This window comes from Streptomyces sp. MK7, from assembly GCF_032658145.1.
GTDB classification, from domain to species: domain Bacteria; phylum Actinomycetota; class Actinomycetes; order Streptomycetales; family Streptomycetaceae; genus Streptomyces; species Streptomyces spiralis.
The window spans coordinates 55,455-81,981 of sequence record NZ_JAVACL010000018.1; the positions used below are offsets into that span (position 1 = coordinate 55,455).

Here is a 26,527-nt window from a genome sequence, read left to right on the forward strand (position 1 = left end):
CACCACTCATCCGTTCGGGTGGACACCCATACCTTCGAACGTCTGTCGCTTTCCGGGGCGAGGCCCGGACCAGCGCCGTAACACCTCATTGCGCCAAGTGGGGCAGGCACGTTGCGCAACCGCTGCGGCCCCGAAAGAGGATGGCCGTTTCCACCGAAAGGCGGCACGTCATGTGGTCCGTTCCGGTCCATCTGCGCGCGCCGTGTCTCCGCAGCCCGGCCGTCGTGCGGCTGTGAGGGCGTCAACTCGCGCCAGCGGACGGCACGGTGACGCGGGCCGTGCGTTGGTCGCCGTCCAGGATCCGCAGCGCCCGCGCAAGCGTCGCCGCGTGCAGCTCCGTCTCGCCCCGCTGGTGCATCAGCGTCAGTGCGTCGCGCAGCTCGGCCGCCCTGCCGACCAGGGCCTGGGCGGCCCGCAGGCCCCGGTAGGTGTCGCCGGACCGGCCGGGGTTGATCCGGCCGAGCAGGTCCACCACGTCGAGGTAACGGTCGATCAGTTCCGCCTCGGCGCGGGTCAGCGCGGGCAGCGGCGGCAGCTCGGGTGGCAGCATCGTCGGCTCACCCCGCGTCCGGTGCGGTCCGTGCGGCGTCGCGGCCCGGGACGATCCGGTCCACCAGCCCGTACTCCAGCGCGCCCCGCGCGTCCAGGACCCGCTCGCGGTCCAGGTCCGCGGCCACCTGCTCCGGGCCGCGCCCGGTGTGCCGTACGAGCATGTCCTCCAGGCGGGCCCGCACGCGCAGCAGCTCCTCCGCCCGGACGGTCAGGTCCGACACCTGCCCCTCCACCGGCTCGGGCAGCGACGGCTGCCGCAGCACCATCCGTGCCCCGGGCAGCGCGGACCGCTTGCCCGGCGCGCCCGCGGCCAGCAGCACGGCGGCGGCGGCGACGGCCTGGCCCAGGCAGACCGTCGCCACGTCGCAGGAGACGAACGCCATCGTGTCGTGGATCGCCGCCATGGCCTCGAAGGAGCCGCCGGGCGAGTTGACGTACAGCGAGATGTCCCGGTCGGGGTTCTGGTGCTCGAGATGGACGAGCTGTGCGATGACGTCGTTCGCCGAGGTGTCGTCGATCGGTGTGCCGAGCAGGACGATCCGTTCCTCCAGGAGTTTGGCGTACGGATCCATGGTGCGTCGTCCGCCGCTCGTGAGCTCGGTGAACTCCGGCAGGACGTGGTGGTCGGACGGTCGGTTCATGGCGCATCCCTCCAGAAAGAGATCTGTAAAAAATGTACAGGACGTACGCGCGTCGAGGGGGATGTCGACGGGGATCGCGCGGTGATTCGGTCTCCGGTCGTGCTCGGCAGGCTCCTGGAGCAAGCTGGAGATGGAACTCCGGCCGCTCGACGACCCAGGGGATCTCCATGGCGTTCTTCGCGATTTCCCGGTGGCATCCCCTCCAGCCGCTCTCCGTGACCGATCTCGTGCTGGAGCACGAGCGGCTGCACGAGGAGATCGGCCAGCTGCGGCACGCCGTGACCTCGCACGCCGTCATCGACCAGGCCATCGGTGCGGTGGTGGCCTTCGCCGGGGTGCCGCCCGACGACGCCTGGCGGGTGCTGCGGGAGGTCTCGCAGCGCACGAACACCAAGGTGCGCACGGTCGCCGAACACGTCCTGAAGTTCGCACAGGGCGGCGCGCTGTCCGACACCGAGCTGGAGGAGCTGAGGCGGGCGCTCGACCGGCACGCGGCGGGCCTGCCCGTGGGCCGTTCCGAGCCCTGAGGGCGACCGCGATGGCCCCGTAAGGTGGGTGTATGGCCTACGAGATTCCGGTGACGCAAGCCAGGGCTGAGCTCGCCGATCTGATCAACCGCGTGGTGTACGGCGGTGAGCGCGTCGTGGTCACGCGGCACGGCAAGCCTCTGGTCGCCCTGGTCTCCGCCGCCGACCTGGAACGACTGGAGGGCGAGTGCGAGGAGCCCGCCGGGGACCAGGTGATCGGTGCCGTCTCCCAGGTCCGGGACGTGGCCCCCGCCCCGCGCGAACAGCACCGCTTCGGCATCACGGCGGAGCACCGGGGACCGGAATCCCGCTAGCGCGTCGCCTTCTGACCGTACCCCCTCCGGGGCCGGGCCTTGGCCGGGCGCCGCGTATGGGCCGGCCCATCTGCCGGTCATGAAATGATCAAGGTCTGGTTAACGTCGACGAAACTCCGGCGAACTAGCCTCGCGTTCCACGCCACCTGCGGTTTTTCCGTCCGGGATGTTCGCAGATGGGCCATGTGTCCGTGTGTTAGACCTGTCCCGTCGCGGTGGCTGCGGCAACCGGACCCCGCACGGTCCGGAGCGAGGACTGTGAGGTGGGTACGTGCAACTGACCCCGCACGAACAAGAGAGGCTGCTGATCCATGTGGCGGCCGACGTGGCCGAGAAGCGCCGGGCCCGAGGGCTGAGGCTGAACCACCCGGAGGCGGTCGCCCTCATCACGTCGCACATCCTCGAGGGCGCCCGCGACGGCCGTACCGTCGCCGAGCTCATGTCCACCGGACGCAAGCTGCTCACCAGGGACGACGTCATGGAGGGCGTGGCGGAGATGATCCACGACGTCCAGGTCGAGGCCACCTTCCCCGACGGCACCAAGCTCGTGACCGTCCACGAGCCGATCGTCTGAGGGGGAGGACCGCCGTGATCCCCGGAGAGATCCTGTTCGCCGACGGCCCGATCGTCTACAACGAGGGCCGTGAGGTCACCCGGCTGACCGTGCTGAACGCCGCCGACCGCCCCGTCCAGGTCGGCTCCCACTACCACTTCGCCGAGGCCAACCCCGGCCTGGAGTTCGACCGCGCCGCCGCGCACGGCAAGCGGCTGAACATCGCCGCAGGAACCGCCGTGCGCTTCGAGCCCGGCATCCCCGTCGACGTCGAACTCGTCCCGCTCGCCGGTGCCCGCATCGTGCCGGGGCTGCGCGGCCGGATCGGGGGTGCCCTCGATGCCTGAGATCTCCCGCGCCGCCTACGCCGACCTGTTCGGTCCCACCACCGGCGACCGCATCCGGCTCGCCGACACCGACCTGGTCGTCGAGATCGAGGAGGACCGCTGCGGCGGCCCCGGACGCGCCGGTGACGAGGCCGTCTTCGGCGGCGGCAAGGTCATCCGCGAGTCCATGGGACAGTCGCGCGCCACCCGCGCCGACGGCGCCCCCGACACCGTGATCACCGGTGTCGTCATCGTCGACCACTGGGGCATCGTCAAGGCCGACGTCGGCATCCGCGACGGCCGGATCACCGGCATCGGCAAGGCGGGCAACCCCGACACCATGGACGGCGTCCACCCGGACCTCGTCCTCGGCCCGGAGACCGAGATCATCTCGGGCAACGGCCGCGTCCTCACCGCCGGCGCCATCGACGCGCACGTCCACTTCATCTGCCCCCAGGTCGCCGACGAGGCGCTCGCCTCCGGCATCACCACCCTGGTGGGCGGCGGCACCGGCCCGGCCGAGGGCTCGAAGGCGACCACCGTGACCCCCGGCCCGTGGCACCTGGCCCGGACACTGGAGGCGCTGGAGGCGTACCCGCTCAACATCGGCCTGCTGGGCAAGGGCAACACCGTCTCCCACGAGGCGATGCTCTCCCAGATCCGCGGCGGGGCGCTCGGTCTGAAGCTGCACGAGGACTGGGGCTCCACGCCCGCCGTCATCGACGCCGCGCTCACCGTCGCCGACCGCACCGGCATCCAGGTCGCCATCCACACCGACACCCTCAACGAGGCCGGTTTCGTGGGCGACACGCTCGCCGCGATCGCCGGGCGCGGCATCCACAGCTACCACACCGAGGGCGCGGGCGGCGGACACGCGCCGGACATCATGACCGTGGTGTCCGAGCCGAACGTGCTCCCCAGCTCCACCAACCCGACCCGCCCGTTCACCGTCAACACCGCCGAGGAACACCTCGACATGCTGATGGTGTGCCACCACCTCAACCCCGCGGTGCCGGAGGACCTGGCGTTCGCCGAGTCGCGGATCCGCCCGTCCACGATCGGAGCCGAGGACGTCCTGCACGACCTCGGCGCGATCTCGATCATCTCCTCCGACTCCCAGGCCATGGGCCGGGTCGGCGAGGTGGTCCTGCGGACCTGGCAGACGGCGCACGTCATGAAGCGCCGCCGGGGAGCGCTGCCGGGCGACGGGCGCGCCGACAACCACCGCGTACGTCGATATGTCGCCAAGTACACGATCAACCCGGCCGCCGCGCAGGGCCTGGACCACGAGATCGGTTCCGTCCGGACCGGCAAGCTCGCCGACCTGGTGCTGTGGGAGCCCGCCTTCTTCGGCGTCAAGCCGCTGCTGGTCATCAAGGGCGGGCAGATCGCGTACGCCCAGATGGGTGATGCGAACGCCTCGATCCCGACCCCGCAGCCCGTCCTGCCCCGCCCGATGTACGGCGCGATCGGACGGGCGCCCGCCTCCAACTCGTTCAACTTCGTGGCCCCGCTCGCGCTGGAGGACGGGCTGCCGGAGCGGCTCCAACTGGGCAAGCGCTTCGTCGCCATCGCCTCCACGCGCGGGGTGACCAAGGCCGACATGCGGGAGAACGACGCGCGGCCGGACGTACGCATCGACCCGGACAGCTTCGCCGTCCACATCGACGGCGAGCTGGTCGAGGCGACACCGGCCGCCGAACTGCCCATGGCCCAGCGCTACTTCCTCTTCTGAGGGTGCCGGCATGTCACGAGCGGCACTTCTCGTCCTGGCCGACGGCCGCTTCCCCGCCGGAGGGCACGCGCACTCCGGCGGGGCCGAGGCGGCCGTCAGGGCCGGGCGCATCACCTCAGCGGCGGACCTGGAGGACTTCTGCCGGGGGCGGCTGCACACGACCGGGCTGGTCGCCGCCGCCCTCGCGGCGGCCGCCGCACTCGGGCACGACCCGGCGGAACTCGACGCGGCGGCGGACGCGCGGACCCCGTCACCGGCGCTGCGGGTGGCCGCGCGCAAGCTGGGGCGGCAGCTGATGCGGGCCGCCCGGGCGACCTGGCCGACGGGCGAACTGGACGCCGTGGCACGGGCGTTCCCCAAAGGGGCCCATCAGCCGGTGGTGCTCGGACTGACGGCGCGGGCGGCCGGGCTGGGACCCGAGGACGCGGCGCACTGCGCGGCGTACGAGAGCGTCAGCGGGCCGGCCACCGCGACGGTACGGTTGCTCGGCCTCGATCCGTTCGACGCGACCGGTGTGCTGGCGCGGCTGGCGCCCGAGCTGGACGCGGTGGTCGAGCGGGCGGTGGCCGCGGCCCGGCTTGCCGCCGTCGACGGGGCCGATGCGCTGCCCGCGGCGTCGGCGCCGCTGCTGGAGATCGGGGCGGAGGCGCATGCGGCCTGGCCGGTGCGGTTGTTCGCGTCCTAGGCCGTTCCCGGTTCCTCCCAGGGAGTTGGCCCCCGCCGCCCCTTCCCGTTCCCGACCCTGGGGGCTTCGCCCCCCGACCCCCCATCGGCCTGAACGGCCTCGTCCTCACACGCCGGACGGGCTGACGTGCCCCGACCGGGCTGCTTGTAATGGAGCCATCTCATGCATCTCGATCATTCCCACCTCACCACCCCCGCCCCGAGCGCCGATGCGCGTCGGCCCGACGGGAGCCGGCGGGCGCTGCGGATCGGGCTCGGCGGGCCCGTGGGGTCCGGGAAGACCGCCACCGTCGCCGCGCTGTGCCGGGCGCTGCGCGAGGAGTTCTCGCTCGCCGTCGTCACCAACGACATCTACACGCGCGAGGACGCCGAGTTCCTGTTGCGCGAGGCGGTGCTGCCGCCCGAGCGGATCACGGCCGTGGAGACGGGCGCCTGCCCGCACACGGCGATCCGGGACGACATCTCGGCGAACCTGGAGGCCGTGGAGGACCTGGAGGACGCCGTCGGTCCGCTGGACCTGGTCCTCGTGGAGTCCGGCGGGGACAACCTCACCGCGACCTTCTCCAAGGGGCTCGTCGACGCGCAGATCTTCGTCATCGACGTCGCCGGCGGCGACGACATCCCGCGCAAGGGCGGCCCCGGCGTCACCACCGCCGACCTGCTCGTCGTCAACAAGACCGACCTCGCGCCGTACGTCGGCTCCGACCTCGGGCGGATGGCCGCCGACGCGAAGGTCGCGCGCGGCGAACTGCCGGTCGTCCTCCAGTCGCTGCGGAGCGAGACCGGGGCGTCGGAGGTCGCCGACTGGGTGCGGGCACGGCTCGCCGTGTGGGCGGCATGACGGCCGTGGTGCCGAGCGCGGCCGCCGCCACCGCCTCGACGAGCGGCGTCCGGGCCGCAGCGCGGATCGTCGCCCGGGACGACGGACGGGGCGGTACCTCCCTGCCCGTACTGGAGGGCGAGGGGCCGCTCGCGCCGCGGCGGACGCGGGGGAGCGGCGCCGAGGCGCACGTCCTGCTCGTCGGCGCGATGAGCGGACCGCTCGGCGGTGACCGTTTCACCGTCGACGCACGGGTCGGGAGCGGGGCCCGGCTGCGGATCGGGTCGGCCGCCGCCACCCTCGCGCTGCCGGGTCAGGCCCCGGGCGAGGCGCGGTACGACGTACGGCTCACCGTGGCCGACGGCGGCGAACTGCACTGGCTGCCCGAGCAGTTGATCTCCGCACGGGCCAGCGACCTGCGGGTCACCACGCGCGTCGACCTGGCGCCGACGGCGCGTCTCGTGCTGCGCGAGGAGCAGGTGCTCGGCCGGGCGGGGGAGCGACCCGGGCGGCTCACCAGCCGTCTCACTGTCCGGATCGGCGGCCGGGCTGTGCTCGACCAGGAGTTGTGCTGCGGCCCCGGCGCACCGGCCGGCTGGGACGGGCCCGCCGTGCTGGCCGGACACCGGGCCGTGGGACAGCTCGTCGTGGTGGGCCCGGAGTTCGCAGGGGCACCGGTGGCGGCCCGCATGCTCGGCGAGGGCGCCGTGCTGGTCCCGCTCGCCGGGCCCGCCGCGCTGGTGAGCGCGGTGGCGCCGGACGCGCTGCTGCTGCGCCGTCTGCTCGACGAGGCACTGGCCTCGCTCGACCCGGCAGCACCCCCGGATGCGGCACCGCATCTCCGCTGAGCGGAACTGCCCACGCCGGTTATCGGATTGGCAAAGAAGGTCAACGCCCCCTGTTCTCAGGGACCTCACAGCCGGAAGGATCCCCCGTAGCCAATTCGTAACGATGTACGGGGAGGTCCTACTTGAGGGACATCAGACCGAAGAGCCGGGTCATGGCGCTCGGTTCGGCCGGCGCGCTGGTCACGGCGACCCTGATAGCCGGCGCCGTGTCGGCCCCCGCGGCCAGCGCGGACAGCCGCCACGGCCAGAACCGCGAGGCGGTCGGCGCGGCCATCGCCGCCGCCCGCGCCGCCAAGGCCGGTATCGACTGGCGGGACTGCCCCGCCGACTGGGGACTGGCCAAGCCCATCCAGTGCGGCTACGTCTCGGTGCCGCTCGACTACACGCACCCCTTCGGCAAGCAGATCAAGCTCGCCGTCGACCGCATCGGCAACACCGGTACCCCGCAGGAGCGTCAGGGCGCTCTCGTCTACAACCCGGGTGGTCCGGGCGGCTCGGGCCTGCGCTTCCCGGCCCGGGTCACCTCCAAGAACCCCGTCTGGGCCAACGTGGCGAAGGCCTACGACTTCGTCGGCTTCGACCCGCGCGGTGTCGGCCATTCGGCGCCCATCTCCTGCATGGACCCGCAGGAGTTCGTGAAGGCACCCAAGATGGACCCGGTGCCGGACTCCGAGGCCGACAAGCTCGCCCAGCGCAAGCTGGCCCGCGAGTACGCCGACGGCTGCCTGGACCGCACCGGCCGGGCGATGCTCGAGCAGATGACCACGCCGAACACCGCCCGAGACCTGGACGTCATCCGCGCCGCGCTCGGTGAGAAGAAGATCAACTACCTGGGTGTCTCCTACGGCACCTACCTCGGCGCCGTCTACGGCACGCTCTTCCCGGGCCACATCCGCCGGATGATCGTGGACAGCGTCGTCAACCCGGCGAAGGAGAACATCTGGTACCAGGCCAATCTGGGCCAGGACGTCGCCTTCGAGGGCCGCTGGAAGGACTGGGAGGACTGGGTCGCCAAGAACGACGCCAGCTTCCACCTGGGCACCACTCGCGACGCCGTCCAGGCCAAGTGGCTCCAGCTGCGCGCCACCGCGAAGAAGAACCCGATCGGCGGGGTCGTCGGCCCGGCCGAGCTGCTCGGCTTCTTCCAGAGCGCCCCGTACTACGACTCCGCGTGGGTGCCGGTGGCGACGGTGTTCAGCAAGTACTTCGCCGGTGACACCCAGGCGCTCGTCGACGCCGCCGCCCCCGACATGTCCGACACCGCGGGCAACATCTCCTCGGAGAACGGCAACGCCGTCTACACGGCCGTCGAGTGCACCGACGCCAAGTGGCCCACCAGTTGGAAGAAGTGGGACCAGGACAACACGCGGCTCAACGCCAAGTACCCGTTCCTGACCTGGTCCAACGCCTGGATGAACCTGCCCTGCGCCAATTGGCCGGTTCGGCAGCAGACCCCGGTGAACGTCAAGACCGGCAAGGGCCTGCCGCAGGTGCTGATCGTGCAGTCCACGCGGGACGCGGCCACCCCGTACCCGGGCGCCGTCGAACTGCACAAGCGCTTCAAGGGCTCCCGTCTCATCACCGAGAAGGACGCGGGCTCCCACGGCGTCACCGGTCTGGTCAACCCGTGCATCAACAGCCGGGTGGACGCCTACCTGCTCACCGGCAAGGTGGACCGGTCGGACGTGACCTGCACTCCGCACGCGACCCCGCAGCCGTAACGGGCGGACGCACGCGCTGAGGGGCGGCCGGCATGCCCGGCCGCCCCTTCGCCGTCCCGTCCCGGCCCCGGGCCAGAGGTCAACCCAGCGGCGAACGCGGGAACCTGCGCTCCTTCTCGCCCGCGGCGGCGGCCTGCTCGGCCTTGGCCACGCCCGCGTACTGGTCGACGTACTCCTGCTCGGACAGCGTCAGGATGGCGTACATGATCTCGTCGGTGACGGCGCGCAGGACCGCCTTCTCGTCCTCCATCCCGGCGTAGCGGGAGAAGTCCAGCGGCTTGCCGAAGCGGATGACGACCGGGTGGATCCTCGGCACGACCTTGCCCGGAGGCTGGGCCTCGAACGTACCGATCATCGCGCAGGGCACCACCGGGACGCCCGCCTTGAGCGCCATGACCGCGACGCCGACCTTGCCCTTGTACAGGCGGCCGTCGTGCGAGCGGGTGCCCTCGGGATAGATGCCGAGCAACTCCCCCTTGCGCAGCACCCCGAGCCCCTCCCGGATCGCCGCCTGGCCGGCCTCCTTCCCGGAGCGGTCGACGGGGATCTGCCCGGCGCTGCGGAAGAAGGCGGCCGTGAGGCGGCCCTTGAGGCCCGGGCCCGTGAAGTACTCCGCCTTCGCGAGGAAGGTGATGCGCCGTCTGAGGATCGCGGGCATCAGGAAGTGGTCCGAGAACGACAGATGGTTGCCCGCGACGATGGCCGCACCGGAGTCCGGCACATGCTCCAGCCCCTCGATACGTGGCCGGAAGACCATCCGTAGCAGCGGTCCCAGCAGCACGTATTTGAGCAGGTAGTAGAACAAAGGGGTCGCTCCTCATCGTGCGGATCCGCCAGGCCGACGCGCTGGGCCGGCGTGTTCTCGCAGGTCAACCTCTGTGCCGTGGGGTGTAAGTGTATGTGCGGGGGCGGGCGCGCGGAACCGGGCGCGCGGCGCCTGCCGGATACCGCGCGCCCGGCGACGTACGGTGGGCCGTATGGCCCCTCCGCTTCCGGGTCCGCTGGAGGACCTGGCGCCGCTGCTCAGCCACTACGGCTACTGGGCCGTGGGTGGCGTGGTCCTGGTGGAGGACTTCGGGGTCCCCGCCCCGGGCGAGACCATCCTGATCGCGGCGGGTGTGTACGCCGGCGCGGGTGAGCTGAACGTCGTGGCCGTGGGCGTGATCGGGTTCCTGGCCGCCGTCGTCGGGGACAACATCGGCTATCTGATCGGCCACTTCGGCGGGCGCGCCTTCGTCCACCGGTGGGGCAGGTACGTCTTCCTGACACCGAAGCGGTTCGAGGCGGCCGAGCGGTTCTTCACCCGGCACGGCGGCGAGATCGTCACCGTGGCGCGCTTCATCGAGGGGCTGCGCCAGGCCAACGGCATCCTCGCCGGCACCACCGGCATGCCCTGGCGCCGCTTCCTCGCCTTCAACGCGCTCGGCGCGGCGCTGTGGGTGGGCCTGTGGGTGACCCTCGCGTACGTCGCCGGCACGCACATCAACGCCGTCTACGAGACCATCCAGCGGTACGAGGGGTACGTGCTCGCCGGGATCGCTGTCCTCGTCGTCGCGCTGATCGCCCGGCATCTGCTGCGGCGCAGGCGCCGACGCCAGGAGAGCCGGGAGGAACACCCTTGAACACTCCTGAGGAATACCCCTGGGGGGTATGCTGTTCCCGTGTGGTGAAGGGCCTCGTCGGCAGGCGAGGCCGCATCAGCGCCGGCAGGGGAGAGCGACGACGATGACATATCCAGCAAGCCCGCACGAACACCAGCATGAACACCACGGACCCCCTCACGGACACCACCAGGGGCACCCTCACGCGCAGGCCGCTCCGGCAGGCACGGGTGCCTCCTGGCGGACGGCCGCGCAGGCGACGCTGCACTGCCTGACCGGCTGCGCCATCGGCGAGGTGCTCGGCATGGTCGTCGGGACGGCGGCCGGGCTGCACAACGCCGCCACGGTCACCGTCTCGATCGCACTGGCCTTCGTCTTCGGCTATGCGCTGACCATGCGTGGGGTCCTCCGCGCGGACGTCCCCCTGCGCCAGGCGCTCAAGGTCGCCCTCGCCGCGGACACGGTGTCCATCGCCGTGATGGAGCTGATCGACAACACCGTCATGGTCGGGGTGCCCGGCGCCCTGGACGCGGGCCTCGCCGACGCGCTGTTCTGGGTCTCGCTGGTCCTCTCCCTCGTCCTGGCCTTCGTGCTGACCACTCCGGTCAACCGGTGGATGATCGGCCGGGGCAGGGGACACGCGGTCGTGCACGCCTACCACTGAACCTCGCCGGCCGTGACGCCGGTCACGCCGGCCGGTGTCACGGGTGGGGGCGGTCGTCCGGGCGCGTGGGTTCGTTCATCGGGCCGGGAGCCGTCCGGCCGTAGCGGCCGGGGTGCCGCGCGGCCCGGTGGACGCGCCGTTGGTGCGTGGCGGCGCCGGTCATCAGTGACAGGCCCAGGCAGAAGATCAGGGCGAGAGCGAGTCCGGCACTGAAGATCGCCAGGGTGTTCATGGTGGCGATCTGGTTGCCGAGCACCGAGACCGTGTAGTCGGGCCCGCCGGACAGGTTTCCGGCGATGGCCAGGCCGGTGAACGCGGCGGTGGCCGCCAGGAGAAGCAGTCCGAAGAGCAGCATGGGAGTCATCTCCTCAGGAAGTCCCGTCACCGCCTCGTGTACCCGCATCGCCGCCGCGCCAACGAGCCGGCCCGCAGCCGCGCGGACCGGGCGGGCATGTGCGGTGCCGCTCCCACCGGGTACCCGGCCGGAGCAGTGCGGTGAACGGCACCGCAGGACCTGACGAAGGGAGGCGTCATGGCTCAGCACGTACGCGACATCATGACCAGCCGACTGGTGACGGTGGAGCCGCAGACCTCGGTCACGGCAGCGGCCCAGAAGATGCGCGACGAGGACATCGGCATCGTCCTGGTCTGCGAGGGCGACGAACTGCGCGGTGTGGTCAGCGACCGCGATCTGGTGATCCGCTCGCTGGCGGAGGGCGGCGACCAGGAGAAGCGCACGGTCGCCTCGGCGTGCAGCGCCGAGCTCTTCACCGTGACCCCGGACGAGGACCTGGACTCCGCGGTGCAGATGATGCGCGAGCACGCGGTGCGCCGTATACCGGTCGTCGACCAGGGTCACCCCGTGGGCATCGTCTCCATCGGCGACCTGGCCATCGAACGCGACCCGCGCTCCGCGCTCGGAGGCATCAGCGCGGCCGAGCCCAACGAGTAGGCCACGACGGGACGGACCACGACGGGACGGAACCGGCGAGTCACTGCCGGGACCGACCACTGGGGGCGTCCGCGAGGGCGCCCCCAGCCGTCGGATCCGGGGGCCGTCAGGAGGCCAGGGCCTTCTCCAAGGAGCCGATCGCGGAGCGCAGTTCGTCCTCGGTGACGGTCAGCGGCGGCGCCAGCCGGATCGTGGAGCCGTGGGTGTCCTTGACCAGGATGCCCTCCCGCATCAGACGCTCGCTGATCTCCCGGCCGGTGCCGATGGCCGGGTCGACGTCGACGCCCGCCCACAGGCCGCGCGAGCGGAAGCCCACCACACCCGCGCCGAGCAGAGCGGTCAGCCCCTCGCGCAGCACCGCGCCCAGTTCGGCGGCCCGGCGCTGGAACTCACCGCTCTCCAGCAGTTCGACCACCGCCGTGCCGACCGCCGCGGCCAGCGGGTTGCCGCCGAACGTCGAGCCGTGCTCACCGGGCCGCAGCACGCCGAGCACCTCGTGGCTGCCCACCACCGCCGACACCGGCACGATGCCGCCGCCCAGCGCCTTGCCGAGCAGCACGACGTCCGGCACCACGTCCTCGTGCTCGACGGCGAGGGTGCGCCCGGTGCGTCCCAGACCCGACTGGATCTCGTCGGCGACGAACAGGCAGCCGGCCCGGCGGGTCAGTTCCCGCACACCGGCCAGATAGCCGTCGTCCGGGACGATCACACCCGCCTCGCCCTGGATCGGCTCGATCAGCACCGCCGCCGTGGTCTCGTCGACCGCCGCCTCCATGGCCGCCAGATCGTTGTACGGAACGATACGGAAGCCCGGCGTGAACGGCCCGAAGCCCGAGCGTGCCGTCTCGTCCGTCGAGAAGCTGACGATCGTCGTCGTACGGCCGTGGAAGTTGTCCGCCGCGACCACGATCGTTGCCCGGTCGGCGGGGACGCCCTTGACCTCGTACGCCCACTTGCGGGCCACCTTGATGCCGCTCTCCACCGCCTCGGCGCCGGTGTTCATGGGCAGCACCATGTCCTGCCCGGTCAGCCGCGCCAGCCGCTCGGCGAACTCGGCGAGCCGGTCGTTGTGGAACGCCCGCGAGGTGAGGGTGAGGCGGTCCAGCTGGTGGTGGGCCGCCTCGATCAGCGCGGGGTGGCGGTGGCCGAAGTTCAGGGCCGAGTAGCCGGCCAGCATGTCCAGGTAGCGGCGGCCCTCGACGTCCTCCACCCACGCACCCTCGGCCCGGGCGACGACCACGGGCAGCGGGTGGTAGTTGTGCGCGAGGACCGGCTCCTCGGCGCGGATCAGCTCGTCGGAGGTGCGGGTGTGCGCGGGTGCGGTCATGAGCGGATCTCCTGGGTGCAGCACTTGATACCGCCGCCGGCCTTGTGGAACTCCGACAGGTCGACGGGAACGGGCAGATAACCGTGGTCGGCCAGCCGGCCGGCGAGGGCCGTGGCGTCGGACGAGATGAAGACGTGAAGGCCGTCGCAGACGGAGTTGAGGCCGAAGGCCATCGCGTCCTCGCGGGTGGCGATCACCGCGTCCGGGTAGAGGCCGGCGAGCACCTCGCGGCTGCCGGGCGAGAACGCCTCCGGGTAGTACGCGATGTTCCCGTCGGTGCCGTCCGTGCCGTCGTCGAGGACGAACAGCGCCGTATCCAGATGGTAGAAGTACGGGTCCACCAGGGTCAGGCCGATCACCGGCACGCCCAGGTACTCCTGCGCCTCGCGATGGGCCTCCGGAGTGGTGCGGAAGCCGGTGCCGGCCAGCAGCCACCGCCCGGCAGGCACGAAGTCGCCCTCGCCCTCGCACACCGACTCGGGCCGGTAGACGTCGAACCCGGCCGACTTGAACCAGGTGTCGTAGGGGAGGGACTCCGGGCGCCGCTCCGGCGCGCGGAAGAAGGAGCCGAAGACGCGGCCGCCGACCACGACCGCCGCGTTCGCGGCGAAGACCATGTCCGGCAGACCCGGCACGGGTTCCACGGTCTCGACGGTGTGACCGTGGGCGCGGTAGGCGTCGACCAGCGCCTGCCACTGGGCCTGGGCGAGCGGGACGTCGACGGGGCGGTCCGGATGCATCCAGGGGTTGATCGCGTACTGCACGGCGAAGTGTCTGGGTTCGCAGACGACGAAGCGCCGCCGGCGCGGCACACGGGACTCGGGCACGAAGGGGTTCCTCCGCTTCCTGGGGTGTCGACTGAGGGTTGACACCACGGTAGGAAGTGACGGATACGGCCGACAAGGAACGAGAGCTGCGTGTCTGAGCAGCAATGCTGCGTATCCGAGCCGTTCAGCGCACGTCTGCTGCGTCTTCGGGGGCCGGCTGGCTGGCGCCCGCCTCCGGGCTGTCCGGCAGCAGATGCGACAGCACCATCACGCTGATCGTCTTGCGGATGAACGGCTCCGTCCGGATCCGCTCCAGCACCTCCTCGAAGTGCTCCACGTCCCGTGCCCGCACGTGCAGCAGCGCGTCCGCGCCGCCGGTCACCGTCATGGCCGCCGTGATCTCCGGATGGTTGCGCACCACCTCGGCCAGCCGCCGGGGCGGCGCCGCCCCCTCGCAGTACACCTCGACGTACGCCTCCGTGCGCCATCCCAGCGCCGACGGTTTCACCGTGGCCGTGAACCCGGTGATCACACCCGTCTCGCGCAGCCGGTCCACCCGCCGTTTCACGGCCGTCGCGGACAGGCCGATCTCCGTGCCGATCTCGGCGAAACTGCTGCGGGCGTTCGCCATCAGGGCGGTGAGGATCTTCCGATCCAGGTCGTCGAAGGGTACCGGCCTGCTGTTCATGTCGGCACTGTATCCAGCACCGTATCCAGCGCGAACGTCCACGCCCGGCACATGTCCAGGCGTGGCTTTCGCCCCTAGACTCCACGTTCATGCTGCGCGCCCTCGCCGTCGACGACGAACGTCCCTCGCTCGAGGAACTGCTGTACCTGCTGAACGCCGACCCCCGGATCGCCGGTGTGGAGGGCGCCGGCGACGCCACCGAGGCGCTGCGCCGCATCAACCGGGCCCTTCAGTCCGGCCCCGACGGGCCCGACGCCATCGACGTCGTCTTCCTCGACATCCAGATGCCCGGCCTCGACGGGCTCGACCTGGCCCGGCTGCTGACCGGGTTCGCCCGGCCGCCGCTGATCGTCTTCGTCACCGCCCACGAGGACTTCGCCGTCCAGGCCTTCGACCTCAAGGCCGTCGACTACGTCCTCAAACCCGTCCGCAAGGAACGCCTCGCCGAGGCCGTACGGCGCGCCGCCCAGCTGCGCGACGCCGCCCCGCGGATCACCGTCAGCGAGCCGGACCCCGACCAGATGCCCGTGGAACTCGGCGGTGTGACCCGGTTCGTCGCCGTCGACGACATCACCCATGTCGAGGCCCAGGGCGACTACGCGCGCCTGCACACCACCCGGGGCAGCCACCTGGTCCGCATCCCGCTGTCCACGCTGGAGGAACGCTGGCGCTCCCGCGGCTTCGTCCGCATCCACCGCCGCCATCTGGTCGCCCTGCGCCACATCGACGAGCTCCGGCTGGACGCGGGCTCGGTGAGCGTGCTGGTCGGCGACGAGGAACTCCAGGTCAGCCGCCGCCACGCGCGTGAGCTGCGGGAGCTGCTGCTGCGCCGGACCGCGCACTAGGGGGCGTACGCCATGCCGCAGGACGCCGGCGAACGCCGTGTCACCGTCACCGGCCCGCCCCGCCGCACCCGCCGGGCGCCGGGCCACTACCGCCCGCGCACCGAGATCGACGAGCAGACCACCCTCGGCCACACCTACGTCCGCTCCCTGATCCGCAGTCAGCTGCGCACCGCCCTGGCGGTGTTCGCGGTGCTGGTGCTGCTGGTCGCGCCGCTGCCGCTGGTGTTCGCCGCGGCCCCCGAGGCCCGCCGCCTGACCTGGGCGGTCCTCGGCTTCTGCCTCTACGCCCCCTTTGTACTGCTCGCCCGCTGGTACGTGCGCCGCGCCGAACGCAACGAACGCGACTTCGTACGGCTCGTCGAGGACCGCTGAGGACACGCGGCCGTGAACTCCGCCTACACCGTCCCCGCCGTGGCCCTCGTCGTCGTGGCCACCGTCCTGGTCGGCGCGTTCGGACTGCGCGTGTCCCGGACGACGTCGGACTTCTACGTCGCCTCCCGCACCGTCGGCCCGCGCCTGAACGCGGCCGCCATCAGCGGCGAGTACCTCTCCGCCGCCTCCTTCCTGGGCATCGCCGGCCTGGTCCTGGTCCAGGGACCCGACATGCTCTGGTACCCGGTCGGCTACACCGCCGGCTATCTGGTCCTGCTGCTGTTCGTCGCCGCCCCGCTGCGCCGCTCCGGCGCCTACACGCTGCCCGACTTCGCCGAGGCCCGGCTCGCCTCGCAGGGCGTGCGCCGGCTCGCGGGCGCCTTCGTCGTCGGGGTCGGCTGGCTGTACCTGCTGCCGCAGCTGCAGGGCGCCGGGCTGACCCTGGCGGTGCTCACCGGCGCGCCTGACGCCCTCGGCGGCGTCGTCGTGGCCGCCGTCGTGGTGGCCACGGTCGCCGCGGGCGGCATGCGCAGCATCACCTTCGTGCAGGCCTTCCAGTACTGGCTGAAGCTGACCGCCCTGCTCGTCCCCGCCCTCTTCCTCGTCCTGGCCTGGCAGGGCGACGGCGCCCCCCGCCACGCCTTCGACGAACCGCCCGCCTTCCGCGAGCAGCGCACCGTCCGCGTCGACGGCACCCTCGACCTGCGGCTGGAGCGCCCGCTCACCGTCACCGTCAGCGGGACCGTCGACGGCCGCACCCACCACGACCGGCAGACGACCCTGGCCGCCGGCACCCACCATCTCGAGCGCGGCACCCGGCTGACCTTCGCCCCGGGAACCGCCGTCCCCGAGGCCGCCCGGGGCGGCACCGGAGGCATGTCCACCTCGTTCACGGCGGGCCGCGAGGAACGACCGCTGTACGCCACCTACGGCCTCATCGTCGCCACCTTCCTCGGCACCATGGGCCTGCCGCACGTCGTCGTCCGCTTCTACACCAGCCCGCACGGCGTCGCCGCCCGCCGCACCACGGTCGCCGTCCTCGGCCTGATCGGCGGCTTCTACCTGCTGCCTCCCCTCTACGGTGCCCTCGGCCGGCTCTACGCCCCGGAGCTGACGATCACCGGGAACGCGGACGCCGCCGTCCTGCTGCTGCCCGACCGGATGATCGGCGGCCTCGGCGGCGACCTGCTGGGCGCGCTGGTCGCGGGCGGCGCCTTCGCCGCGTTCCTGTCCACGGCCTCCGGCCTGACCATGGCGGTGGCCGGGGTGCTCACCCAGGACGTGCTGCCCTCGCGCGGCCCGCTGCCCGCCCGCGGCGTGCGGCACTTCCGGCTGGGCACGGTGCTCGCCATGGCCGTGCCGCTGGCCGCGAGCGTGCTGGTCGGCGGGCTGCCGGTGGCCGACGCGGTCGGGCTCGCCTTCGCCGTGTCCGCCTCGTCCTTCTGCCCGCTGCTCGTCCTCGGCATCTGGTGGCGGCGGCTCACCCCGCCCGGCGCCGCGGCCGGCATGCTGACCGGCGGCGGCGCCGCGCTCGTCGCCGTCGCCGTGACCATGGCCGGCGTGCCCGGCAGCGGACCGCTGCGCGCCCTGCTCGCCTGGCCCGCCCTGTGGTCGGTGCCCCTGGGCTTCCTCACCATGGTGCTGGTCTCCCTGGCCACCCCGGGCCGGGTCCCCGCCGGTACGGCCGCGGTCCTCGCGCGCTTCCACCTGCCCGAGCAGCTACGGGCGGAGGTGCAGGCGTGAGCGGTTTCCTCGCCGGACTGTGCGTGGCCGTCCTGCCGCTGCTGGCTGCCGGCTTCTGGCTCGGCCGGCGCACCGCCCGGCCGCCGCACCTCGGCGGGCTCGGCACCCCCGTCGAGCACGCCACCTTCCAGACCCTGCACACCGCATCCCTGGCCGCGCCCCCGCTGCGGGCCGGGCTGACCGGGGAGACCGCCCGCAGATCGGCCCGCCGGCTGCGCTCCCTGCTCGGCACCGACGCGCTCTGCCTCACCGACGACACCCAGGTCCTGGCCTGGGACGGGGTCGGCGCCCACCACCGCGGCGAGATCATGGACCGGCTCACCGGGCCGCTGGACACCGGCCGCGGCGAGGCCTTCCGCCTGACCTGCGCGATCCCGGACTGCCCGGTGCGCTGGGCCGTCGTCGCCCCGCTCACCGTGGACGACCGCGTGCACGGCGCCCTCGTCGCCTGCGCGCCCCGCGAGTCCGCCGTCCTGGTCCGCGCCGCCGCCGAGGTCGCCCGGTTCGTCTCCGTCCAGCTGGAGCTCGCCGAGCTCGACCGGTCCCGCACCCGGCTGATCGAGGCCGAGATCAAGGCGCTACGGGCACAGATCTCCCCGCACTTCATCTTCAACTCGCTCGCGGTGATCGCGTCGTTCGTCCGCACCGACCCCGGGCGCGCCCGCGAGCTGCTGCTGGAGTTCGCCGACTTCACCCGCTACTCGTTCCGGCGGCACGGCGACTTCACCACGCTGGCCGACGAGCTCCACGCCATCGAGCACTACCTGGCGCTGGTGCGGGCCCGCTTCGGCGACCGCCTCGCCGTCACCCTCCAGATCGCCCCCGAGGTGCTCCCGGTCACCCTGCCCTTCCTGTGCCTGCAGCCGCTCGTGGAGAACGCCGTCAAGCACGGCCTGGAGGGCAAGACCGGCACCTGCCGCATCCGCATCACCGCCCAGGACGCGGGCGCCGAGGCGCTCGTCGTCATCGAGGACGACGGCGCCGGAATGGACCCCGAGCTGCTGCGCCGCATCCTCGCCGGCGAGGACAGCCCCTCCGGCGGCATCGGACTGTCCAACGTCGACGACCGGCTCCGCCAGGTCTACGGCGACGACCACGGGCTGGTCATAGAGACCGCGCCGGGCGCGGGCATGAAGATCGTCGTCCGGCTGCCGAAGTACCAGCCGGGCGTGCACTCCTCGGGACGGCTCGGGCAGCTCGCCGACTGAGGGACGGGGCTCAGCCGCTGCCGTGGGTGACCACCATGCCGAGGGTGATCAGACCCAGCACGACCCAGCCGAACCACAGCCAGCCGTTGCCGCCGAGCGCCACCGAGTAGGCCGTCACGGCGACCAGGGAGCCCACGGTGAGCGCTCCCATCGCCTTCGTGGAACCGTCCGTCGAACCGGGCATCGCGACACCCTCCTCGTGGTCCGTCTCCCCTCCATGGTGCCCCGGTTCCGCCGTCCGAGCGGTGGCGGTGCGGGGGAAAGCGGGGGATCGCGGAGGAAGAAGTCCGGGGACTCGAAGAAGCGTTCCGCTCAGGTGGTCAGTTCCCGCGTGCCTGGAGCGAGGCGAGATAGGCGTTGTACGCCTCGAGTTCCTTGTCGCCGTCCCGGTCCGCGGCCCGGTCCTTGCGCTTGGCCTGCCGCTGCTCGGAGCGGTACCACTGGAACAGCAGCGCCAGCAGCACCAGGACGGAGGGGACCTCGCTGAAGGCCCAGGCGATGCCGCCGGCCGAGGTCTGGTCGGACAGGGCGTCGATGCCCAGGGAGGCGGGCGGGTGGCTGAAGGTGTCCACCATGGGCGTGGAGCCCATCATCAGGGCGATGCCGAAGAACGCGTGGAACGGCATTCCCGCGAACAGCTCCAGCATCCGCATCAGATAGCCCGGGCGGTTCGTACCCGGGTCGATGCCCATGATCGGCCAGAAGAAGGCCAGGCCGACCGCGAGGAAGTGCACCATCATCGCGACGTGCCCCGCCTTCGACCCCATCAGGAAGTCGAACAGCGGTGTGAAGTACAGCGCGTACAGGCTCGCGATGAACATCGGGATGGTGAACGCGGGGTGCGTGACGATCCGGACGTAGCGGCTGTGCAGCAGTGCCAGCAGCAGCTCGCGCGGCCCCTTGCGGCCCCGGCCGGCCACCGGCAGCGCGCGCAGCGCCAGGGTGAGCGGGGCACCGAGCAGGATCAGGATCGGCGACAGCATGCTGATGATCATGTGTTGCACCATGTGCACGCTGAACATGACCATCCCGTAGTCGTTCAGTCCGGTGCACATCGTGAGCCCCACGGTCAGCACGCCCACGACGTACGCGACGGTGCGGCCCACCGGCCAGGAGTCGCCGCGCCGGCGCAGCCGCACCACGCCCCAGCCGTACAGGCCGAGGCCGAGCAGACAGGCGACGAGGAAGAACGGGTCCGCGGACCACGCGAGGCCGCGGCCCAGGGTGAACGGCGGCAGGTCCATGGTCATGCCATGCCCGCTGTGATCCATCCGCCGGCTCCTGATTCGTGGGGGTTGTGCGCTGTCTGACCGCAGCTGTGCGTGTCCGCCGCTGTCTGTCCGCAGCTGTCTGTCCGCACCAGACTAGAACCGCCCCCGGCCGCGACGGCGACCGGGGGCGGTTGGAGTCCGAGTGTGCCGCGTGTGACCTACAGCACGCACTCCGCCTCGGCGTACCGGTCGGCGGGAACCGTCTTGAGGGTCTCCACCGCCTCGGCCAGCGACACCATCACGATGTCCGTGCCGCGCAGCGCGGTCATCCGGCCGAACTCCCCGCGGTGCACGGCCTCCACGGCGTGCCAGCCGAACCGGGTGGCCAGCACCCGGTCGTACGCCGTCGGCGTGCCGCCGCGCTGGACGTGCCCGAGGATGACCGGCCGGGCCTCCTTGCCCAGGCGGTGCTCCAGCTCCAGGGAGAGCTGCCGGGCGATGCCCGCGAACCGCTCGTGGCCGTAGATGTCCTTGCCGCCCTCGTCGAAGTCCATGGTGCCCGGCAGGGGCTTGGCGCCCTCCGCGGCCACGACGATCGCGAACCGCTTGCCCGCCGAGAACCGCTCGCCGACCTTCTTCGCCAACTCCTCGATGTCGAAGGGCCGCTCGGGAACGACGACGGCGTGGGCACCGGCCGCCATGCCGGACTGGAGCGCGATCCAGCCGGTGTGGCGCCCCATGACCTCGACGATCAGCACCCGCTGGTGGGACTCGGCGGTGGTCTTCAGACGGTCCAGGGCCTCGGTGGCGACGGTCACGGCCGTGTCGAAGCCGAACGTGACGTCCGTCACCGCGATGTCGTTGTCGATGGTCTTCGGCACGCCGACGATGGGCAGGCCGTTGTCGGAGAGCAGCCTGGCCGCCTTGAGCGTGCCCTCACCGCCGATCGGGATGATCGCGTCCAGACCGAGCTCCTCGACATGGCCCCTGGCCCGCTCCACACCGTCCCGCAGGTGCTCGGGGCGGACCCGGGAGGAGCCGAGGATGGTGCCGCCGCGCGCCAGGATGCCGCCGACGGCGTCGAGGTCGAGCTTGAGGTAGTCGCACTCCAGAAGGCCCTTCCAGCCGTCCCGGAAGCCGATGACCTCGTCGCCGTGGTCGGCGACGGCGCGGTGCACGACGGACCGGATGACGGCGTTCAGGCCGGGGCAGTCGCCGCCGGACGTGAGGACACCAATGCGCATAGCCCGAATAACCTTCTCCACATGGGCACGGGACCGGACCGCGCTGTCCGGCTCGATCCCCGCCACCCTAGCGGCACCAGGGGGCAGGTCCGAACCATGCGTCCGCCTGCTGGACGGGGCCGCTCACCTGTGCGGACGGCCCGTCAGACGGGCTGGTCGCGCCGTGCTGACGGGCCGGTGTACGCGAGGTCGCACGAGCCGCGGAAGAACCGTTTCGCGCGCCCCCGACAGGCGCCGGGGGCTGCGCGGGCTGCCGCGCGGCCGTTCCCGCGCGGGCCGCTGGGCGGCTGCCCTACGCGGGCTGCTGCGCGGCCGCGATGCGCTCGTTGCGCAGGGCCTCGTACCAGCGGTCGTCGATCGGCGGCAGGGCGTTGACGTCGAGCGCCAGCTTCAGCAGCAGGTCCGCGATCTGCGGGTTGCGGGCCAGTACCGGCCCGTGCATGTACGTGCCGAAGACGGTGTCGTTGTACGCGCCCTCCGTGCCGTCGCCCGTGCCGTTGCCCTTGCCGATGCGGACCTGCGCGAAGGGGCGGGCGGTCGGGCCGAGGTGGGTGACGCCCTGGTGGTTCTCGAAGCCGGTCAGCGGCGGCAGACCGAGACGCGGGTCGATGTCCCCCAGCACGTCGCCGACGCACCGCTCGCCCTCGCCGCGCACCGACACCACGTCGAGCAGACCCAGGCCCGGCTCCCGCTGGCCGAGGTCGTTGACGAACTCGTGGCCGAGGATCTGGTAGCCGGCGCAGACGGAGAACACGATCGCCCCGTTCTGCACGGCCTGGTGCAGATGACCGTCGCGGCGCAGCCGCTCCGCCGCGAGCCGCTGCGGCCGGTCCTCGCCGCCGCCGATCAGGTAGATGTCGCCTGAGGTCGGGATCGGCTGGTCGCTGCGCACGTCGAGGCGGGCCACGTCCAGGCCGCGCTGGCGGGCCCGGCGCTCCACGACGAGCGCGTTGCCCTGGTCGCCGTAGGTGCTCAGCAGGTCCGGGTAGATCCACACCAGCCGCAGTTGGTTGTCGCTCATGAAGTGGTCGTCCTCCGTGGTCAGTTGCCGACGCGGCGGCGCAGGTCCTGGAACGCGGTGTAGTTGGCGATGACCTCGATCCGGCCCGGCGGGGCCTGCTGCACGGCCTGGTCGAGGTTCTCGCAGACCTGGAAGTGCTGGTTCGCGACCTCCAGACGCACCGCGAGGTCCAGCTTCCGGTCACCGATCACGAAGAGCGGGTGGCCGGTCAGACGCGTGTAGTCGACGTCCCACAGCCAGGAGGTGTCCGTGCCGTCCGCGCCGCGCGCGTTCACCGACAGGATGACCGGGGTGGGCGGCGGGTCGATGAGCGAGAACGTCTCCAGCCAGCCGGCCGGGTTCTTCGCCAGCAGCAGGCGCAGGTCGCGGCCCTGGAACTGGACGACGTCGTAGCGCCCGGCCACCGCCTGCACCTGGTACATCCGCTCCAGGGCGACCTGCGGCGGCACCCCGAAGACGGCGGCGACGGCCGCGGAGGAGGCGGCGTTGGCCTTGTTGGCGCGGCCCGGCAGCTGCAGGTGGATCGGCCAGGCCGAGCCGTGCGGGTCCAGCACGTGGTCACCGGAGAGCGCCCAGCTGGGCGTGGGCCGGCGGAAGCCGCACTCGCCGCAGAACCAGTCGTCCCCGGGGCGCTGCATCACACCGCCGCAGGACGGGCACGACCAGGCGTCGTCCTTCCACATCTGCCCGGCGGCCACCCAGATCACATTGGGCGAGGAGGACGCGGCCCACACCACCAGGGGGTCGTCGCAGTTGGCGACGATCACGGCCTTGGAGCCGGCCAGCCCCTCACGCCAGTTCTCGGCGAGCATCCGGGTCTCGGCGGCCCGGTCCAGCTGGTCGCGGGAGAGGTTGAGCAGCGCGATGCACTTGGGGTCGGTGTCGCGGGCCACACCCGCGAGGTACTTCTCGTCGACCTCTATCACGCCGAACTTCGCGTCCGAGCCGCCCGCCAGCGCGGAGGTGATGCCGGCCGGCATGTTGGCGCCGAGGGCGTTGGAGACGACCGGGCCGGCGGCCCGCAGCGCCTCGGCGATGAGCCGCGTGGTGGTGGTCTTGCCGTTGGTCGCCGAGACCAGGACGACGTTCAGGTTCTGGGCGAGCCGGGCCAGCAGGTCGGGATCGAGCTTAAGGGCGACCCGACCGCCGATCACCGAACCGCTGCCGCGCCCCGCGGCACGCGATGCCGCCGCGACCGCCTTGCCCGCGGTCACGGCCAGCTTGGCCCGCGGCGTGAGCGGGTCCGAGTTGCCTGCCATCAGTTCTCGATCCTCCTTGCATACGCGCCGCGCCTGAGCCATCCGGCAACGTGGTGTGGGCCTCAGCCTATCGAGATCCGTTCGCACTCCCGAACCCCGGCACCGTCGCGACGCCCGCGCGCCCTTCGCGCGTGACGACAGGACCGTACCCTTGCCGCCATGCCACACCGCTCGATCCCGGGCGCCCGCGGGCGCGTCCGGACCCTCAGCCTGCTCTCGGACCCGGTGCTGCACGCGCCCTGCCGCGAGATCACCGGCTTCGGCCCCGAACTGTCCGAGCTCGTGGAGGACCTGTTCGCCACGATGTACGCCGCCCGTGGTGTCGGCCTGGCCGCGAACCAGGTGGGGGAGTCTCTGCGGGTGTTCGTCTACGACTGCCCCGACGACGAGGACGTGCGTCACCTCGGTCACGTGGTGAACCCGCGCCTGGTGGAGACCGGCGGCGTGGTGGTCCGGGGCCCGGAGGGCTGTCTGTCCCTGCCCGGCCTGGAGGCGGGCGCCGAACGCCACGACGAGGCGGTCGTCGAGGGCTTCACGGTGACCGGAGAGCCGGTCACGGTGCGCGGGACGGGGTTCTTCGCCCGCTGCCTGCAGCACGAGTGCGACCACCTGGACGGCGGCCTGTACATGGACCACCTGACGGGGTGGCGCCGGCGCAGGCTGCTCAGGCAGGCGGCGAAGGCGCCCTGGAACCGCGATGGGGCCGATGGCGGGGGGTCCGGGTTCTAGAACCCCGGGCCCGGGGGGCGGGTTCTAGAACCCCGGGCCGCCCATCCTGTCCCCGGCCGCCGCGAGGCGGCCCCAGAGGAGGTCGGCGAGGCTGCGGACCAGTTCGGCGCGGGAGCAGGGGCGCTCGCCCAGCCACCAGTCACCGGCCGCGTGCATCATGCCGACGATGCCGTGGCCCCACACGCGCGCCAGCTGCTGGCTGTTCGGGCCGAGGTCCAGGCGCTCCTCGATGACCTGGGCCAGCTCCTCGCCCATGCGGCGCAGCAGCGGGGCGGAGTGCTTGCCGACGTCGAAGCCCTGGTCGCCGCCCTGGCCGCCCTCCGCCGGATGCATCAGGAACCGGTACACCTGCGGACGGGCCTCGATGGCCGCCAGATAGGTGTCCAGCGTCGACTCCACCCGTTCGCGCCGGTCCGCGGGGGCGTCCAGGGCGGCCCGCAGCGAGTCGAGCAGGGCGTCGGTGTGCCGCTTGGCGAGTGCGGCGTACAGGCCGCCCTTGTCGCCGAAGTGGCGGTAGAGGATCGGCTTGGTGATGCCGGCCTCGGCGGCGATGGCGTTCATCGAGGCCTGCGGGCCGTCGCGCAGCACCACCCGGTCGGCGGCCTCTAGCAGCTCGCGCCGTCGGCGGTCGGCGGACCGCTGCTGATCGGTCCGCTGTGTGGTGTCCATGAGCTCTCCCCACCCGTGTTGATTCGGTGACGCCTGCGCAAACTAACACCCGCCCCCGTACATCGAACGGGCTGCCGAGGACGGGCGCGGGATCCGACTTTTCCTACCGGCCGGTAACAGGGTACGGTTACCGCAAGTAACACGCAGGTGTGGCACTGGAGGGGACATGGCCGAGTTCACCATGGAGCTCAACGACGAACAGAAGGAGGTCCGGGACTGGCTGCACGGCTTCGCCGCCGATGTGATCCGCCCCGCGGCCGCCGAATGGGACGAGCGTGAGGAGACTCCCTGGCCGGTCATCCAGGAGGCCGCCAAGGTCGGCATCTACTCCCTCGACTTTTACGCCCAGCAGTACTTCGACTCCACCGGCCTCGGCATCCCCATGGCCATGGAGGAGCTGTTCTGGGGCGACGCGGGCATCGCCCTGTCCATCGTGGGCACCGGCCTGGCCGCGGTGGGTGTCCTCGCCAACGGCACCGAGGAGCAGATCGGCACCTGGATCCCCCAGATGTACGGCGATGCGGGCGACGTCAAGGTCGCCGCCTTCTGCTCCTCCGAGCCCGACGCCGGCTCCGACGTGGCCTCCATGCGCACCCGCGCGGTGTACGACGAGGCCAAGGACGAGTGGGTGATCAACGGGACCAAGACCTGGGCGACCAACGGCGGTATCGCCAACGTCCACGTGGTCGTCGCCTCCGTCGACCCGGAGCTGGGCTCCAAGGGCCACGCCTCCTTCATCGTCCCGCCGGACACGCCGGGCCTCGCCCAGGGGCAGAAGTTCAAGAAGCACGGCATCCGCGCCTCGCACACCGCCGAGGTGATCCTCGACAACGTCCGGGTTCCCGGCTCCTGCCTGCTCGGCGGCAAGGAGAAGCTGGACGAGCGCCTGGCGAGGGCCCGCGAGAAGGCCAAGCAGGGTGGCGAGCGCGTGAAGAACGCGGCGATGGCCACCTTCGAGGCGTCCCGCCCGGCCGTCGGCGCCATGGCCGTGGGCACGGCACGCGCCGCGTACGAGGTCGCCCTCGACTACGCCAAGACCCGCGAGCAGTTCGGCCGGCCGATCATCGACAACCAGGGCGTCGCCTTCCAGCTCGCCGACATGCGCACCCAGATCGACGCGGCCCGACTGCTGGTCTGGCGCGCCTCCTGGATGGCGGTCAACGGCAAGCCCTTCACGGCCGCCGAGGGCTCCATGTCCAAGCTGTTCGCCAGCGAGACCGCCAAGAAGGTCACCGCCCAGGCCATCCAGATCCTCGGCGGCAACGGCTACACCCGCGAGTACCCGGTGGAGCGCATGCACCGCGACGCGGCGATCTACACCATCTTCGAGGGCACCAGCGAGATCCAGCGCCTGGTCATCGCCCGCACGATCTCGGGCATGCCGATCCGCTAGGGCCTGCCCGGCGGATCAACGTGCAGGTGAGCGGCGCCGCCGGTCAAGCCGGGTGAGCGGGGGGCCGGCAAACGACGACAACGCCGCCGGGGTCCCCCACGCCCTCATGGCAG

The 26,527-nt window shown here is 72.0% G+C and carries 31 protein-coding genes; 18 read left to right on the forward strand and 13 right to left on the reverse strand.

All coding sequences use genetic code 11. The features are described 5' to 3' along the window. Positions 1-241: 241 nt before the first annotated feature. On the reverse strand, positions 242-550 hold the full coding sequence (locus R2S09_RS20700; RefSeq protein WP_316742538.1) for a hypothetical protein: 309 nt from the start codon (positions 548-550) through the stop codon (positions 242-244). 7 nt (positions 551-557) lie between these two features. Next, positions 558-1,193: an ATP-dependent Clp protease proteolytic subunit gene (locus R2S09_RS20705; RefSeq protein WP_306185547.1), complete on the reverse strand. Its 636-nt coding sequence runs from the start codon at positions 1,191-1,193 to the stop codon at positions 558-560. 167 nt (positions 1,194-1,360) lie between these two features. Between R2S09_RS20705 and R2S09_RS20710 the strand changes: the two genes are divergently transcribed. From R2S09_RS20710 to R2S09_RS20750, 9 genes are all read left to right on the forward strand, one after another. Continuing rightward, entirely contained in the window at positions 1,361-1,720 is a 360-nt protein-coding gene (locus tag R2S09_RS20710) for an ANTAR domain-containing protein (protein ID WP_306185545.1), read from the forward strand. 32 nt (positions 1,721-1,752) lie between these two features. Beyond that, positions 1,753-2,034, forward strand: a complete 282-nt coding sequence (locus R2S09_RS20715) for a type II toxin-antitoxin system Phd/YefM family antitoxin (RefSeq protein WP_306185543.1) — start codon at positions 1,753-1,755, stop codon at positions 2,032-2,034. A 271-nt stretch (positions 2,035-2,305) separates the two neighbouring features. Beyond that, positions 2,306-2,608, forward strand: a complete 303-nt coding sequence (locus tag R2S09_RS20720; RefSeq protein WP_306185542.1) for an urease subunit gamma — start codon at positions 2,306-2,308, stop codon at positions 2,606-2,608. A gap of 14 nt (positions 2,609-2,622) precedes the next feature. Further along, positions 2,623-2,934 carry an urease subunit beta gene (locus R2S09_RS20725; protein ID WP_030178055.1) on the forward strand — a complete coding sequence of 104 codons (312 nt, stop codon included), beginning with the start codon at positions 2,623-2,625 and terminating at the stop codon, positions 2,932-2,934. Then, the gene (locus R2S09_RS20730) at positions 2,927-4,648 is read left to right on the forward strand and encodes an urease subunit alpha (protein ID WP_306185539.1); all 1,722 of its coding nucleotides are present in this window, start codon (positions 2,927-2,929) and stop codon (positions 4,646-4,648) included. The genes R2S09_RS20725 and R2S09_RS20730 overlap by 8 nt, the downstream gene beginning before the upstream one ends. Before the next feature lie 10 nt (positions 4,649-4,658). Further along, entirely contained in the window at positions 4,659-5,333 is a 675-nt protein-coding gene (locus tag R2S09_RS20735) for an urease accessory UreF family protein (RefSeq protein WP_316742542.1), read from the forward strand. Positions 5,334-5,495: 162 nt separating this feature from the next. Beyond that, complete coding sequence (ureG, locus tag R2S09_RS20740; RefSeq protein ID WP_306185535.1) at positions 5,496-6,173, forward strand: urease accessory protein UreG; 678 nt, start codon at positions 5,496-5,498, stop codon at positions 6,171-6,173. Then, positions 6,170-7,000: an urease accessory protein UreD gene (locus R2S09_RS20745; protein WP_306185533.1), complete on the forward strand. Its 831-nt coding sequence runs from the start codon at positions 6,170-6,172 to the stop codon at positions 6,998-7,000. The genes ureG and R2S09_RS20745 overlap by 4 nt, the downstream gene beginning before the upstream one ends. Positions 7,001-7,152: 152 nt before the next feature. After that, positions 7,153-8,721, forward strand: coding sequence for an alpha/beta hydrolase (locus tag R2S09_RS20750; protein WP_399144306.1), 1,569 nt, complete (start codon positions 7,153-7,155; stop codon positions 8,719-8,721). Positions 8,722-8,800: 79 nt separating this feature from the next. On the opposite strand, the gene R2S09_RS20755 is transcribed toward R2S09_RS20750, so the two are convergent. Further along, positions 8,801-9,526, reverse strand: coding sequence for a 1-acyl-sn-glycerol-3-phosphate acyltransferase (locus tag R2S09_RS20755; RefSeq protein WP_306185531.1), 726 nt, complete (start codon positions 9,524-9,526; stop codon positions 8,801-8,803). A 172-nt stretch (positions 9,527-9,698) separates the two neighbouring features. On the opposite strand from R2S09_RS20755, the gene R2S09_RS20760 reads away from it, so the two are divergent. Both R2S09_RS20760 and R2S09_RS20765 read left to right on the forward strand, forming a co-directional pair. Continuing rightward, a complete protein-coding gene (locus R2S09_RS20760; RefSeq protein WP_316742546.1) occupies positions 9,699-10,343 on the forward strand; it encodes a DedA family protein in 645 nt (214 codons plus the stop codon). Between the two features lie 103 nt (positions 10,344-10,446). Beyond that, positions 10,447-10,986 (forward strand): DUF4396 domain-containing protein, encoded by a 540-nt coding sequence (locus tag R2S09_RS20765; protein WP_316742547.1) that lies wholly within the window; start codon positions 10,447-10,449, stop codon positions 10,984-10,986. 37 nt (positions 10,987-11,023) lie between these two features. Here R2S09_RS20765 and R2S09_RS20770 read toward each other — a convergent pair whose 3' ends face one another. Then, positions 11,024-11,341 (reverse strand): hypothetical protein, encoded by a 318-nt coding sequence (locus R2S09_RS20770; RefSeq protein ID WP_306185526.1) that lies wholly within the window; start codon positions 11,339-11,341, stop codon positions 11,024-11,026. Between the two features lie 177 nt (positions 11,342-11,518). Here R2S09_RS20770 and R2S09_RS20775 point away from each other — a divergent pair, with 177 nt between their 5' ends. Continuing rightward, positions 11,519-11,938 (forward strand): CBS domain-containing protein, encoded by a 420-nt coding sequence (locus R2S09_RS20775; protein WP_306185524.1) that lies wholly within the window; start codon positions 11,519-11,521, stop codon positions 11,936-11,938. Positions 11,939-12,044: 106 nt separating this feature from the next. Here R2S09_RS20775 and rocD read toward each other — a convergent pair whose 3' ends face one another. From rocD to R2S09_RS20790, 3 genes are all read right to left on the reverse strand, one after another. After that, complete coding sequence (gene rocD / locus R2S09_RS20780) at positions 12,045-13,265, reverse strand: ornithine--oxo-acid transaminase (protein ID WP_316742549.1); 1,221 nt, start codon at positions 13,263-13,265, stop codon at positions 12,045-12,047. Further along, entirely contained in the window at positions 13,262-14,092 is an 831-nt protein-coding gene (gene ddaH, locus R2S09_RS20785; RefSeq protein ID WP_316742551.1) for a dimethylargininase, read from the reverse strand. The genes rocD and ddaH overlap by 4 nt, the downstream gene beginning before the upstream one ends. Positions 14,093-14,216: 124 nt before the next feature. Beyond that, positions 14,217-14,720, reverse strand: coding sequence for an Lrp/AsnC family transcriptional regulator (locus R2S09_RS20790; protein ID WP_306185519.1), 504 nt, complete (start codon positions 14,718-14,720; stop codon positions 14,217-14,219). A gap of 89 nt (positions 14,721-14,809) precedes the next feature. On the opposite strand from R2S09_RS20790, the gene R2S09_RS20795 reads away from it, so the two are divergent. The 4 genes from R2S09_RS20795 to R2S09_RS20810 are packed head-to-tail and all read left to right on the forward strand — an operon-like array spanning position 14,810 to position 18,888. Beyond that, positions 14,810-15,565, forward strand: a complete 756-nt coding sequence (locus tag R2S09_RS20795) for a LytTR family DNA-binding domain-containing protein (RefSeq protein WP_306185517.1) — start codon at positions 14,810-14,812, stop codon at positions 15,563-15,565. 12 nt (positions 15,566-15,577) lie between these two features. Further along, on the forward strand, positions 15,578-15,937 hold the full coding sequence (locus R2S09_RS20800; RefSeq protein ID WP_306185515.1) for a hypothetical protein: 360 nt from the start codon (positions 15,578-15,580) through the stop codon (positions 15,935-15,937). A gap of 12 nt (positions 15,938-15,949) precedes the next feature. Then, positions 15,950-17,680 (forward strand): cation acetate symporter, encoded by a 1,731-nt coding sequence (locus tag R2S09_RS20805; protein WP_316742553.1) that lies wholly within the window; start codon positions 15,950-15,952, stop codon positions 17,678-17,680. Further along, positions 17,677-18,888, forward strand: coding sequence for a sensor histidine kinase (locus tag R2S09_RS20810; protein WP_306185513.1), 1,212 nt, complete (start codon positions 17,677-17,679; stop codon positions 18,886-18,888). The genes R2S09_RS20805 and R2S09_RS20810 overlap by 4 nt, the downstream gene beginning before the upstream one ends. 10 nt (positions 18,889-18,898) lie before the next feature. Here R2S09_RS20810 and R2S09_RS20815 read toward each other — a convergent pair whose 3' ends face one another. The 5 genes from R2S09_RS20815 to R2S09_RS20835 form a co-directional block, all read right to left on the reverse strand. Next, positions 18,899-19,072 (reverse strand): hypothetical protein, encoded by a 174-nt coding sequence (locus tag R2S09_RS20815; protein ID WP_306185511.1) that lies wholly within the window; start codon positions 19,070-19,072, stop codon positions 18,899-18,901. A 136-nt stretch (positions 19,073-19,208) separates the two neighbouring features. Continuing rightward, positions 19,209-20,159 (reverse strand): cytochrome c oxidase assembly protein, encoded by a 951-nt coding sequence (locus R2S09_RS20820; protein WP_306185509.1) that lies wholly within the window; start codon positions 20,157-20,159, stop codon positions 19,209-19,211. Positions 20,160-20,317: 158 nt separating this feature from the next. Continuing rightward, positions 20,318-21,343 (reverse strand): 6-phosphofructokinase, encoded by a 1,026-nt coding sequence (locus R2S09_RS20825; protein ID WP_306185507.1) that lies wholly within the window; start codon positions 21,341-21,343, stop codon positions 20,318-20,320. 292 nt (positions 21,344-21,635) lie between these two features. Further along, complete coding sequence (locus tag R2S09_RS20830) at positions 21,636-22,364, reverse strand: glutamine amidotransferase (protein ID WP_316742556.1); 729 nt, start codon at positions 22,362-22,364, stop codon at positions 21,636-21,638. A 20-nt stretch (positions 22,365-22,384) separates the two neighbouring features. Next, entirely contained in the window at positions 22,385-23,623 is a 1,239-nt protein-coding gene (locus tag R2S09_RS20835; RefSeq protein WP_306185504.1) for a MurT ligase domain-containing protein, read from the reverse strand. 159 nt (positions 23,624-23,782) lie between these two features. Here R2S09_RS20835 and def point away from each other — a divergent pair, with 159 nt between their 5' ends. Beyond that, positions 23,783-24,352 (forward strand): peptide deformylase, encoded by a 570-nt coding sequence (gene def, locus R2S09_RS20840; RefSeq protein ID WP_316742558.1) that lies wholly within the window; start codon positions 23,783-23,785, stop codon positions 24,350-24,352. A gap of 24 nt (positions 24,353-24,376) precedes the next feature. Here def and R2S09_RS20845 read toward each other — a convergent pair whose 3' ends face one another. Then, positions 24,377-25,021, reverse strand: coding sequence for a TetR family transcriptional regulator (locus R2S09_RS20845; protein ID WP_306185501.1), 645 nt, complete (start codon positions 25,019-25,021; stop codon positions 24,377-24,379). 166 nt (positions 25,022-25,187) lie between these two features. Between R2S09_RS20845 and R2S09_RS20850 the strand changes: the two genes are divergently transcribed. Next, a complete protein-coding gene (locus R2S09_RS20850) occupies positions 25,188-26,414 on the forward strand; it encodes an acyl-CoA dehydrogenase family protein (protein ID WP_306185498.1) in 1,227 nt (408 codons plus the stop codon). Positions 26,415-26,527: the final 113 nt, after the last annotated feature.